Origin of the sequence: Thauera phenylacetica B4P (genome assembly GCF_000310225.1) — a bacterium.
Taxonomy (GTDB): Bacteria; Pseudomonadota; Gammaproteobacteria; order Burkholderiales; family Rhodocyclaceae; genus Thauera; species Thauera phenylacetica.
In genome coordinates this window covers 22,189-33,266 of sequence record NZ_AMXF01000024.1, presented here as the reverse complement: position 1 = coordinate 33,266, position 11,078 = coordinate 22,189, and the positions used below count along the sequence as shown (strand labels likewise).

Below are 11,078 nucleotides of genomic sequence, written 5' to 3'. Positions count from 1 at the left end.
GCCGGCGCCGCGGCCGCGGGCGCGGCGGCGGCCGCGGCGTCCTCGGCGATGCGCTTGCGCCGCATCCACGCCATGCCGCCGAGCGTGGCGGCGAGCAGCAGGAAGACCAGGTTGGGCATGCCGGGGATCAGGCCGAGCACGCCGATGATCGCCGCGGTCAGCACCATGACCTGCGGATTCGAGAACAGCTGGCCGATCACCAGCTCGCCGACGTCGCCCTCGTCGCCCACCCGCGACACCACCAGGCCGGCCGCCACCGAGACGATCAGAGAGGGGATCTGCGCCACCAGGCCGTCGCCGATGGTGAGCAGGGTGTAGGTGTGGGCGGCGTCGCCCACCGCCATGTCGTGCTGCATGACCCCGACGAAGAGGCCGCCGAGGATGTTGATCATCAGGATGATGATGCCGGCGACCGCGTCGCCGCGGACGAACTTCGACGCGCCGTCCATGGCGCCGTAGAAGTCGGACTCCTGCGCGATCTCCTTGCGCCGGCGCTTGGCCTCCTTCTCGTCGACGAGGCCGGCGTTGAGGTCGGCGTCGATCGCCATCTGCTTGCCGGGCATCGCGTCCAGGGTGAAGCGCGCCGACACCTCGGCGATACGCCCCGCGCCCTTGGTGATCACGACGAAGTTGATCAACGTGAGGATGATGAACACCACCAGGCCGACCGCGGTGTTGCCGCCGACGAGGAAGTGGCCGAAGGCCTCGATCACCTTGCCGGCGGCGTCCGGCCCGGCGTGGCCCTCGAGCAGGACGATGCGGGTGGAGGCGACGTTGAGCGACAGGCGCAGCAGCGTGGTCACCAACAGCACGGTGGGAAAGACGGAGAAGTCCAGCGGCCGCGTCGAGTACATCGCCACCAGCATCACCATCACCGAGATCGCGATGTTGAAGGTGAAGAAGACGTCGAGCAGAAACACCGGCAGCGGCAGCACCATCATCGACAGGATGACGATGATCAGCAGCGGCGCGGCGAGCGGGCGCAGGTTGGCCGGCGTGAGCAGCTGGCGCAGCTTGAGGGCGTCGTTCATGGCCATGGTTCAGGCTTCATTCCTCAGGCACGCCGGGGTCCATCCCGGCGGGCACCGGCAAGGCGGTGGGGGTAGCGGGCGGCAGGCCGCCCTGCTTCATCCAGGCGTCGAGCTGATAGACATAGGCCATCACCTCGGCGACCGCGGTGTACAAGGCGGCGGGGATCGCCTGCTCGAGTTCGCAGTGCCTGTACAGCGCGCGCGCGAGCGGTGGCGCCTCGAGCAAGGGCACCGCGCTCTCCTTCGCCACCTCGCGGATCTTGAGGGCAAGCTCGCCCCGCCCCTTGGCGACCACCACCGGCGCGCCCATCTTCGCGGCGTCGTACTTCAGCGCGACCGAGAAATGCGTCGGGTTGGTGACCACCACGTCGGCCTTGGGCACCTCGGCCATCATGCGACGCCGCGCCATCTCGCGCTGCATCGCGCGGATGCGGCCCTTGATCATCGGGTCGCCTTCCTGTTCCTTGCTCTCGCGCTTGACCTCTTCCTTGGTCATGCGCAGCTTCTTGTGGTACTGCCAGAGCTGGAAGGGCACGTCGATCAGGGCGAGCAGGCCCAGGCTGAGCACGATCAGCAAGGTGGCGAAGGCGATCGTGTCGGAAAAATCCGCCATCCCGGTTTCGAGCGGCTCGACCATCAGGCTGAACAGGTGCTCGAACTCGTACCACAGCACCAGCGCGGCCACGCCGCCGACGAGCACCGACTTGAGGATGGCCTTGAACATCTCGGCCAGGCCGTGCAGCGAGAACATCCGGCCCAACCCCTGCAGGGGGTTGAGGCGGTCGAACTTGAGGCCGAGCACCTTGGGCGCGAAGACCAGGCCGCCGAGCACCATCGGCGCGGCCACCGCGGCGACCATCAGCGCGACGAAGAGCGGCATGAGAGTCAGCAGCGCGCCGCCGAGCATGCGCTCGAGCATGTCGAGCATGACGTTCTCGTCGAAGGCGGCGCGGCGGTCGAAGGCGAAGCCGTCGCGGAACAGGCCCGACACCCGCCCCGCCATCCAGCCGCCGAGCAGCAGCAGCGTCGCCGCGCCGGTCATGGTGACGAGGAAGGTCGACAGCTCCCGCGATTGCGGGACCTGGCCTTCCTCGCGCGCCTGTTCCAGCCTTCGTGGCGAGGGGTCTTCTGTCTTCTCGAGGTCGCTGTCTTCGGCCACGGCCGGCTCCGTCCACCGCCGCGCCGCACCGCAGGCATGCGGGCGCGCGACGACGTGTGCGGATTATCGGCCGGCGCCGGCAAGGGCCGGACGCGGAAAACACGCCGGAAAGGGCTGCAATTCTGCGCTTTGTGCGGGCGCCACCGAGGCGCTGTCGTCCAACGTGCCCTGCGGGCGGCCCCTCGACCCGCCCGGGCGCCCGTCAGCGTGCCGCGGGCAGGCGCTCGATGCCGCGCAGCACTGCGCCCGGGGCGATCCCGCGCTCCTCGAACCAGCCGGCGTTCATCTCGAGCGCGAAGCGCGCCGGCGCCGCCGCGCAGTGGTTGTCCTCGGTGCGTGGCGCCATGCGCTCGATGTTGAGGATCTTTCCGCCGGCGTCGATGAAGGCGACCGACAGCGCCAGGTGGGTGTTGCGCATCCACATGCAGTGCACCGCGTCCTCGGCGAACACGAACACCATGCCGCGCTGCAGCGGCATCGCCACGCGGTGCATCAGCCCGGTCTGGCGCGCCTCGGCGGTGTGGGCCACCTCGGCCTCGATGCGGTACATCCCGGCCCCGAGCTCGACGACCGGGAGGCTGGCCGTGACGCCCTGCGCAGCGGCGGACCAGGCTGCGGTGCAAAGCACGGCGAAAAGGGAGGAGCGGAGGACGGCGGAGCGTTTCTTCATCGCGGAGCGGGCCCGATAAGCGTCGAAGCCGCGAGTTTAGCGCGCGGTGAGGAGTAAGGCGCGAGGCGTGAGGCGCGAAACCCGCGCAGCCGGAAACGCCACGAGCGCCCCGCCCCCACCGCTCCTCACACCCCGCACCTCACCCCTTACGTCGCGAGCATCTCCTGGTGCTTGCCGCCCACGCCGAGGTAGGCGTCGATCACGCGGCGGTCGCCGGCGAGCTCGGAGGCGGGGCCCTCCATGGCGACCCCGCCGGTCTCGAGCACGTAGGCATAGTCGGCCACCTGCAGCGCTGCGCGAGCGTTCTGCTCGACCAGCAGGATGGACACCCCGCGGCTGCGCAGCTGGGTGACGATGCGGAAGATCTCGCGCGTGATCAGAGGCGCCAGCCCCAGGCTGGGCTCGTCCAGCATCAGCAGCTTGGGCTTGGCCATCAGCGCGCGACCGACCGCCAGCATCTGGCGTTCTCCGCCCGAGAGGGTGCCGGCCATCTGCGTGCGGCGCTCGCGCAGGCGCGGGAAGAGCGTGAAGATCTCCTCCATCGTCTGCGCGTGGTCGCGCAGGCCCATGCGGTAGCGCTGGAAGGCGCCGAGCACGAGGTTGTCCTCCACGCTCATCTCGCCGAAGAGCTCGCGCTTCTCCGGGACCAGGTTCATCCCGCTCGCGACCATGGTCTCGACCTCCGGCGCCACCATCGCCACGCTGTCGAACTCGATGCGGCCACGCGAGGGCAACAGCCCCATGATCGCCGACAGCATGGTGGTCTTGCCGGCGCCGTTGGGGCCGATCACGGTGACGATCTGGCCCTCCCCCACCGTGATGCTGGCGTCGGTGAGCGCCTCGACCTTGCCGTAGGACACGCACAGGCCCTCGACCTTCAGCACCGGACGATCGGCACGGTTGTTCGTCGCCATCAGTCTTCTCCCCCAAGATAGGCCGCGAGCACGGCCGGGTCGCGCTGCACGTCCTCCGGCAGGCCCTCGGCGATCTTCTCGCCGAACTCCATCACCACCACGCGATCGACCAGGCCCATCACGAAGTCCATGTCGTGCTCGACCAGCAGCACGCCCATGCCCTCGGCGCGCAGCTTGCGCAGCAGGTCGCCGAGCGCCTCCTTCTCCTTGTAGCGCAAGCCGGCGGCCGGCTCGTCGAGCAGCAGCAGGCAGGGGTCGGAGGCGAGCGCACGCGCGATCTCGAGGATGCGCTGCTGGCCGAGCGCGAGGCTGCCGGCCTCGTCGAACATGTGCTCGCCGAGCCCGACGCGCTCGATCTGGCGAGCCGCCTCGGCGAGCAGGCGTGCCTCTTCGGAGCGTTCCATCCGCCACGCCGCCGACAGCACGCCGCTCGAGCCACGCATGTGTGCGCCGATGGCGACGTTTTCGAGCACGCTCATGGTGGGCAGGAGGCGCACGTGCTGGAAGGTGCGGCTCATGCCCATGCGTGCGATCGTGCGCGAGCCCTTGCCGACCACCGACTCGCCGAGGAATAGGACTTCGCCCGAGGTCGGCGTATCCACACCCGAGACCTGGTTGAACATCGTGCTCTTGCCGGCGCCGTTGGGGCCGATCAGGGCGAGGATCTCGCCGGCGCGCACCTCCAGGCTCATGTTGTTGTTGGCGAGCAGGCCGCCGAAGCGCCGCGTGACCGCCTTGGCCTCGAGCAGCACGCTGCCGGCGGCCGGCAGCTCGCGCCGCGGCAGCGCCACCGCGTCGCGATCGACGGTCCGACGCTGCGCCGCGACCGGGATGAAGCGCTTGAACCCGGACACCAGGATCGGCCACAACCCGCCGCGCGCCTTGTGCAGCACCAGCACCATCAGCACCCCGAAGAAGATCACCTCGAAGTTGCCGCTCGTACCGAAGAGCTTGGGCAGCAGGTCCTGCAGCCACTGCTTGAGCACGGTGATCACGCCCGCGCCGACGAGCGCGCCCCAGACGTGCGCCGCGCCGCCGACCACCGCCATGAACAGATACTCGATGCCGATGTGCAGGCCGAACGGCGTCGGATTCACGAAGCGCTGCATGTGCGCGTACAGCCAGCCCGAAGCGCAGGCGAGCAAGGCGGCGAGGATGAAGATCACCATGCGCGAGCGCGCGGTGTCGACGCCCATCGCCTCGGCCATCACCATGCCACCCTTGAGCGCGCGGATCGCCCTGCCCTCGCGCGAGTCGAGCAGGTTGCTGGTGGTCAGCACGCCAGCGAGCACGAACAGCCAGATCAGGTAGTACACCTCCTCGCCCTGGCGCAGCTCGTAGCCGAACACCGAGATCGGCGGGATGCCGGTGAGGCCGGTGTGGCCGCCGAGGAAGGCCATGGTGCCGAACAGGAAGTACAGGCTCAGGCCCCAGGCGATGGTCGCCAGCGGCAGGTAGTGCCCGGACAGGCGCAGCGTCAGCTTGCCGATCAGGAAGGCGACCACGCAGGTGAACACCAGGCCCACCAGCAAGGCGAGCCAGGGCGAGCCGCCGGCCCAGCCGAGCCAGCCGGGGAGCTCGGCCGAGGTGGTGAGCAGCGCGGTCGTATAGGCGCCCAGACCGACGAAGGCCCCCTGGCCGAAGCTGGTCAGGCCGCCCACACCGGTGAGCAGCACCAGCCCGAGCGCGACCATGGCGTAGAGGCCGATGTAGTTGAGCAGGGTGATGTAGAAGGCCGGCAACACCAGCGGCGCCACGAGCAGCAGTGCGACGAACGCGGCCAGCACCAGGCGCGGAGAGAGCGCAGTTTTCATTCCTCTTCCTCCACGTGGTGGCTGGTCAGGGAGCGCCACACCAGCACCGGGATGATCAGCGTGAACACCAGGACCTCCTTGTAGGCGCTCGCCCAGAACGAGCTGAAGGATTCGAGCAGGCCGACCAGCACCGCACCAAAGGCGGCGAGCGGATAGCTCGCCAGCCCGCCGATGATCGCGGCGACGAAGCCCTTGAGGCCGATCAGGAAGCCGCTGTCGTAGTAGATCGTGGTGATCGGCGAGATCAGCACGCCCGACAGGACGCCGATCAGCGCTGCGAGCAGGAAGGTGAGCTTGCCGGCGAGCGCGGGCGGGATCCCCATCAGGCGGGCGCCGTTGCGGTTGATGGCGGTGGCGCGCAAGGCCTTGCCGTAGATCGTGCGGCCGAAGAACAGCGCGAGCGCGACGATCAGCACGATCGAGGCTGCGACCACCCAGATCGTCTGTCCGCTGATCGACAGCGAACCGAGGTCGAAGCGTGCATCGGAGAGCGGCGGCGTGCGGTATCCCTCCGCGCCGAAGAACAGCAGCCCCAGGCCCACCATGGCGACGTGGGAGGCGACCGAGACGATCAACAGCACCAGCACCGTGGCCTCGGCGATCGGCTGATAGACGATGCGGTACATCATCGGCCCGAGCGGCACCACGACCAGCATGGCGAGCAGGATCTGCACCGCGAGGCCGAGCTCGGCCAGCGGCAGCAGGCGCAGGAGTGCGATCACCGCGAGCGGGTAGCCGACATTGACCGCGAGCACGCGAGGCAGCTTGCGCGCCTGCCCGGCCCGCAGCGCGCCGAGCCCGTCGAGGGCGGCGACGGCGACCCCGGCGCCGAGCAGCAGCCAGGCCGTGGCGGGGAAGACGTTGTTACCGATCATCGCGAGGGTGAGCGCGCCATAGGCGACGAACTCTCCCTGCGGAATGAAGATCACCCGGGTGACGGCGAACACCAGCACGAGCGCGAGCGCGAGCAGCGCATAGATGGCGCCGTTGGTGATGCCATCCTGGCCGAGGATCAATGCAATCTGAAAATCCATGGGCGCGAGCCTCCGCGCGCCCCGGTCATGAGACGGAGCGCGATCGAGTGGACCGACTGATGGGGAAAGGGCGGTCGCCGCGCCGCAGGCCCGGCGACCGCGCGCGAGCGAGGCTTACTGGACGAGCTTCCAGGCGCCCTTCTGGATCTGCACCATCACGCGTGCGCGCTGGTCGAGACCGAGGTGGTCGTTCGGGCCCATCGTGAACACGCCGTGGGCCCCGGCGACCTCCTTCATGCCCTCGAGCGCGTCACGCAGCGCGGCGCGGAACTCGGCGGTGCCGGGCTGGGCCTTCTTGAGCGCCTCGGGAACGGCGGCCTGCAGCATCACGCCCGAATCCCAGGCGTGCGCGCCGAAGGTCGACACGCTGCCCTTGCCGTGCGCCGCCTCGTAGGCCTTGATGTAGGTCATCGCGCTCGCCTTGACCGGGTTGTCGTCGGGCAGCTGGTCGGCGACCAGCACCGGGCCGGCCGGCAGCAGCGTACCCTCGCAGTCGGCACCACAGACGCGCAGGAAGTCGTTGTTGGCCACGCCGTGGGTCTGGTAGACCTTGCCCGACCAGCCGCGCTCCTTGAGCGTCTTCTGCGGCAGCGCCGCCGGCGTGCCGGAGCCGGCGATGAACATGGCGTCCGGCTTGGCCGCCATCATCTTGAGCACCTGGCCGGTGACGGAGGTGTCGGTGCGAGTGAAGCGCTCGTTGGCGACGATCTTGATCCCGCGCGCCTCGGCGACCGACTTGAACTGCTCGTACCAGCCCTCGCCGTAGGCATCGGCGAAGCCGATGAAGGCCACGTTCTTGACGTTGTTGCTCGTCATGTGGGAGACGATCGCGGTCGACATGTGGGAGTCGTTCTGCGGCGTCTTGAACACCCAGCGCCGCTTCTCGTCCACCGGCTCGACGATACGGCTGGAGGCGGCCCAGGCGATCATCGGGGTCTGCGATTCGGCCGCGACGTCGATCATGCCGAGCGAGTTGGGCGAGGTGGTCGAGCCGAGCACCACGTCGACCTTGTCCTCGGAGACGAGCTTGCGGATGTTCTTGACCGCGCTGGTGGTGTCCGAGGCGTCGTCGAGGACGATGTAGGTTACTTTCTGCCCGCCGATCTCCTTGGGCATCAGCTCGACGGTGTTGCGCTCGGGGATGCCGAGCGAGGCGGCCGGGCCGGTGGCCGAGACGGTGATCCCCACCTTGAGCTGGGCATGGGCGGCACCCGCCGCGAAGGCGAGGCCGAGCGCGACGAACAGGGTCTTCTTCAGTTTCATGGTATCTCCTCCGGTCGTTATGGATTAGACGACCCGCCTGACCATGACGGGCCGCCCTTCTTGCCACCCGATGAAACCCGATACCTGCGGTTCCACGAAAAGCGTCTCAATGGTAGACGATTCCGCGCCCCGCGGGCGTGATGCATGCTACGCGCAATGCGGCTGCCCATGCCGCTTTGCGATGTTTCAGACGTACTGCCCGGCGTCCACCCGGATCACCTCGCCGGTGATCATGCGCGCCATGTCCGACAGCAGGAAGACGACCGCCGCGGCGATGTCGTCCGGGGTGGCGAGTTCGCGCATCACCGACTCCTGCAGTGCCCGCTCGAGCACCTCGGCCGGCAGCGCGCGCGCCATTTCGGTCATGACCATGCCGGGCGCGACCGCGTTGACGGTGATGCCCTTGGGGCCGAGCTCGCGCGCGGCGGTCTTGGTGAGACCGATCATGCCGGCCTTCGCCGCCGTGTAGTTGGCCTGGCCGAACTTGCCGCGCAGGCCGTTGATCGAGGTGATGTTGACGATCCGGCCGCTGCCGGCCGCGATCATGCCGGGCGCACAGGCGCGCAGCATGTGGAAGGCACCGCTCAGATTCACGTCGAGCACCGAGCGCCATTCGTCGTCGCTCATCTTCAGCAGGCTGCGGTCACGGGTGATGCCCGCGTTATTGACCAGCAGCGTCGCCGGCTCGGGAAGTTGCGCGACCGCGTCGGCGACCGACTGCGCATCGGCCACGTTCACCCGGTGCAGCACGCCCTCCGACTCGTTGCTGTCGGTCATGTCGAAGACATGAACCCGCGCGCCGCGCGCGACCAGCGCATCGGTGATCGTGCGCCCGATGCCGCGTGCGCCGCCGGTGACGATCGCGACCTGTCCGGCCAGTTTTCCATCAAAAGCCATGTATCGATCCCTCTCCGGAAGTGCGTGCGCCCGGAGCCCGCATGCGCGGGCCCCGGGCGGGTTCGCCACGAACGCTCAGACGAGCGGGCGCGACAGCGACAGCTGCTGGCCGGGACGGAAGCCGCAGCGGTCGAGGAAGCGCAGCAGGCCGAAGCGGTTCCACTCGACCTCGGTGCGCACCGACTCGACGTGCAGCGAGGTCAGGTTGGCGAGCAGCTGCGACACGAGCGCACGGCCGACGTGCTTGCCGCTGGCCGCCGCATCGACGCCGATGGTGTCGATCACCGCGGCGGTGGCGGCGCGGCCGAACTCGCCGAAGTCGACCCGTGCCATCAGGAAGCCCGCGACCATGCCGTCCTGCTCGGCGACAACCGAGACGCGGACGCCGGACTCGCCGAGCGCCTCGTCGAACTTGCGGCGGTAGTAGGCGCTGCGGTCATGGCCGGTGCTGCGACGGTCGATGCGCACGACGGCGTCGAAGTCGGCCGCGGTCAGCGAGCGCACCGGGATGCGGTCGCGCGACAAGGCCTCGGCGTCGTCCTGGCTGACGTCGCTGTAGTCGGGCTCGTTGTTGAACTGGTCCAGCAGTTGCTTGGTGGTGGGATGCGGACGCGTGGTCATCGCTGATCTCCAGGTTGTCGTTTCCGGACGTGAGCTCAGAAGTTCACGTATTCGGTCGGGCGCTCAAGCACCAGGCGCGGCGAAAGGCGGAAGCCGGCCGCGGAGAAGAACTCGACCAGACCGGGACGATCCCACTGCGCCTGGGTGCGCATCTCGCTGGCGCCACGTTCGCGCGCGTTGCGGTCGAACTCGCCGACCAGCTTGCGGGCAAGGCCCTGGCGCTGGGCGGCGGGGTCGATCGCCACGGCGTCGAGCACCGCGACGCGTTCCAGGCCGCCAAACTCGCCGTCCAGCAGGTGGCCCAGCAGGAAACCGGCGACCTCGCCGCCACGCTCGGCCACGCACGAGAAGAAGCCCGCGGGGCTCTGCTGCTCGGCCTGGAGGCGGCGCTCGAAGAAGCCGGCGCGGCTCTCGCCGCCGTTGGTCGCGTCGAGGCGGGTGACCGCCGCCAGATCGCCTGCGGCCAACGGCCGCAGCTTGATTTCGGTATTCGCAGTCATTGCGTCTCCCTGAGATGACTGGGGCGGGGACCCTTGCCGGGGACCCCGCCGGTGGATCAGTGCAGGCTGTCGTACTTCGCCTGCAGTTCGTCCTGCGATTCGCGGTAGTCCGGGTGATCCTTGATGCAGTCGGCCGGGCAGACGAGCACGCACTGCGGCTCGTCGTGGGCACCGACGCACTCGGAGCACTTGTTCGGATCGATCACGTAGATCGGGTTGCCGGCGGTGATCGCCTCGTTCGGGCACTCCTCGACACAGGCATCGCACGCGGTGCAGTCGTCATTGATGAGCAGGGCCATGATGGCTTCCTCCTGTACGCTGGTTTCAGGCCGCGGCGGCGAGCGGCTGCCCGCCCAGGCGCGCGAGTTTCTCGTGGCGGAAGGCACCCCACAGGGCCGCGCCGATCGCGCCGGCGAAGGGCGAGTCGGGGTGGTTGAAGGCGGTCACATTCATCTTCTGCTCCTTGACCGACTCGTTGAGCGTCTTCAGCAGACCCTCGTCGAGCGCCAGGCCGCCGGTGCAGAGCACCACGCCTTCGCGCGCGCCGATCGACTTGAGCAGCTTGGCGAGGCGACCGGCCATCGAGATGTGGATGCCCTTGAGGATGTTGGGTGCCGTGATGCCACGCGAGACCATGTTGATGACGTCGGTCTCGGCGAGCACCGCGCAGATGCTCGACACCACCTCGGGGTTGTCGGCCTGGGTCGACAAGGAACCGATCTCGTCCTGGGCGATGCCGAGGTAGCGCGCGATGTTCTCGAGGAACTGACCCGATCCGGACGCGCACTGGCTGGTCATCTTGTAGGTCTCGACCTTCCCGCGCTCGTCGTTGCGGATCGCCCGCCCGTGCAGCGCGCCGATGTCGAGCACGGCACGGGCTTCGGGGTTGAGGTACACCGCGCCGCGGGCGTGGGTGGTCATGGAGTAGAAGTGACCGGTGTGGAAGTGGAGGCTCTCGCCCTCGCCGGTGGTGGCGACGTAATCCACGTCCGAGGCCTTCAGTCCAACCTCCTCGAGTAGCGCGTGGTAGGCCTCCTCGGCGAGCTTGAAGGGGTCGCGCTGACGGATGCGGTCGTTGCGCTTGGCCAGCCACTCCGTCTTGTCGCCCTCAACGCGGAAGAGGACGGTCTTGACGGCGCCGGTGCCGATGTCGATGCCTGCGGTGATGGTCATTT

Annotated in this window: 12 protein-coding genes; all 12 read right to left on the bottom strand. The window is 68.7% G+C overall.

What is annotated here, in order from left to right; all coding sequences use genetic code 11:
• Window positions 1-1,037: FHIPEP family type III secretion protein (locus C667_RS05755; RefSeq protein ID WP_004358407.1), on the bottom strand; the 1,037-nt coding region annotated here is incomplete at its 3' end.
• A 10-nt stretch (window positions 1,038-1,047) separates the two neighbouring features.
• Window positions 1,048-2,190 carry a flagellar biosynthesis protein FlhB gene (gene flhB, locus C667_RS05750; RefSeq protein WP_004358406.1) on the bottom strand — a complete coding sequence of 381 codons (1,143 nt, stop codon included), beginning with the start codon at window positions 2,188-2,190 and terminating at the stop codon, window positions 1,048-1,050.
• A gap of 202 nt (window positions 2,191-2,392) precedes the next feature.
• A complete protein-coding gene (locus tag C667_RS05745) occupies window positions 2,393-2,860 on the bottom strand; it encodes a DUF192 domain-containing protein (protein ID WP_004358405.1) in 468 nt (155 codons plus the stop codon).
• A 146-nt stretch (window positions 2,861-3,006) separates the two neighbouring features.
• Complete coding sequence (locus C667_RS05740) at window positions 3,007-3,774, bottom strand: ABC transporter ATP-binding protein (RefSeq protein WP_004358404.1); 768 nt, start codon at window positions 3,772-3,774, stop codon at window positions 3,007-3,009.
• Window positions 3,774-5,588 carry a branched-chain amino acid ABC transporter ATP-binding protein/permease gene (locus C667_RS05735; protein WP_004358403.1) on the bottom strand — a complete coding sequence of 605 codons (1,815 nt, stop codon included), beginning with the start codon at window positions 5,586-5,588 and terminating at the stop codon, window positions 3,774-3,776. Before C667_RS05735 ends, C667_RS05740 begins: the two co-directional genes overlap by 1 nt.
• Window positions 5,585-6,622, bottom strand: coding sequence for a branched-chain amino acid ABC transporter permease (locus tag C667_RS05730; protein ID WP_004358401.1), 1,038 nt, complete (start codon window positions 6,620-6,622; stop codon window positions 5,585-5,587). Before C667_RS05730 ends, C667_RS05735 begins: the two co-directional genes overlap by 4 nt.
• Before the next feature lie 114 nt (window positions 6,623-6,736).
• Window positions 6,737-7,885 (bottom strand): ABC transporter substrate-binding protein, encoded by a 1,149-nt coding sequence (locus C667_RS05725; protein WP_004358400.1) that lies wholly within the window; start codon window positions 7,883-7,885, stop codon window positions 6,737-6,739.
• 186 nt (window positions 7,886-8,071) lie between these two features.
• On the bottom strand, window positions 8,072-8,782 hold the full coding sequence (fabG, locus tag C667_RS05720; protein WP_004358399.1) for a 3-oxoacyl-ACP reductase FabG: 711 nt from the start codon (window positions 8,780-8,782) through the stop codon (window positions 8,072-8,074).
• Between the two features lie 75 nt (window positions 8,783-8,857).
• Window positions 8,858-9,403 (bottom strand): GNAT family N-acetyltransferase, encoded by a 546-nt coding sequence (locus C667_RS05715; RefSeq protein ID WP_004358398.1) that lies wholly within the window; start codon window positions 9,401-9,403, stop codon window positions 8,858-8,860.
• 35 nt (window positions 9,404-9,438) lie between these two features.
• The gene (locus C667_RS05710; RefSeq protein ID WP_004358397.1) at window positions 9,439-9,903 is read right to left on the bottom strand and encodes a GNAT family N-acetyltransferase; all 465 of its coding nucleotides are present in this window, start codon (window positions 9,901-9,903) and stop codon (window positions 9,439-9,441) included.
• A 56-nt stretch (window positions 9,904-9,959) separates the two neighbouring features.
• Window positions 9,960-10,202, bottom strand: a complete 243-nt coding sequence (locus C667_RS05705) for a YfhL family 4Fe-4S dicluster ferredoxin (RefSeq protein ID WP_004358396.1) — start codon at window positions 10,200-10,202, stop codon at window positions 9,960-9,962.
• A gap of 25 nt (window positions 10,203-10,227) precedes the next feature.
• Entirely contained in the window at window positions 10,228-11,076 is an 849-nt protein-coding gene (bcrD, locus tag C667_RS05700) for a benzoyl-CoA reductase subunit D (RefSeq protein ID WP_004358393.1), read from the bottom strand.
• Between the last annotated feature and the right edge of the window lie 2 nt (window positions 11,077-11,078).

Excerpts from the sequence above, each read along its gene's own strand:
- C667_RS05740 (WP_004358404.1), bottom strand. The coding sequence starts at position 3,774 with ATGGCGACGAACAACCGTGCCGATCGTCCGGTGCTGAAGGTCGAGGGC.
- C667_RS05705 (WP_004358396.1), bottom strand. The coding sequence starts at position 10,202 with ATGGCCCTGCTCATCAATGACGACTGCACCGCGTGCGATGCCTGTGTC.
- C667_RS05710 (WP_004358397.1), bottom strand. The coding sequence starts at position 9,903 with ATGACTGCGAATACCGAAATCAAGCTGCGGCCGTTGGCCGCAGGCGAT.
- bcrD (WP_004358393.1), bottom strand. The coding sequence starts at position 11,076 with ATGACCATCACCGCAGGCATCGACATCGGCACCGGCGCCGTCAAGACC.
- C667_RS05735 (WP_004358403.1), bottom strand. The coding sequence starts at position 5,588 with ATGAAAACTGCGCTCTCTCCGCGCCTGGTGCTGGCCGCGTTCGTCGCA.
- C667_RS05745 (WP_004358405.1), bottom strand. The coding sequence starts at position 2,860 with ATGAAGAAACGCTCCGCCGTCCTCCGCTCCTCCCTTTTCGCCGTGCTT.
- C667_RS05725 (WP_004358400.1), bottom strand. The coding sequence starts at position 7,885 with ATGAAACTGAAGAAGACCCTGTTCGTCGCGCTCGGCCTCGCCTTCGCG.
- C667_RS05715 (WP_004358398.1), bottom strand. The coding sequence starts at position 9,403 with ATGACCACGCGTCCGCATCCCACCACCAAGCAACTGCTGGACCAGTTC.
- C667_RS05730 (WP_004358401.1), bottom strand. The coding sequence starts at position 6,622 with ATGGATTTTCAGATTGCATTGATCCTCGGCCAGGATGGCATCACCAAC.
- fabG (WP_004358399.1), bottom strand. The coding sequence starts at position 8,782 with ATGGCTTTTGATGGAAAACTGGCCGGACAGGTCGCGATCGTCACCGGC.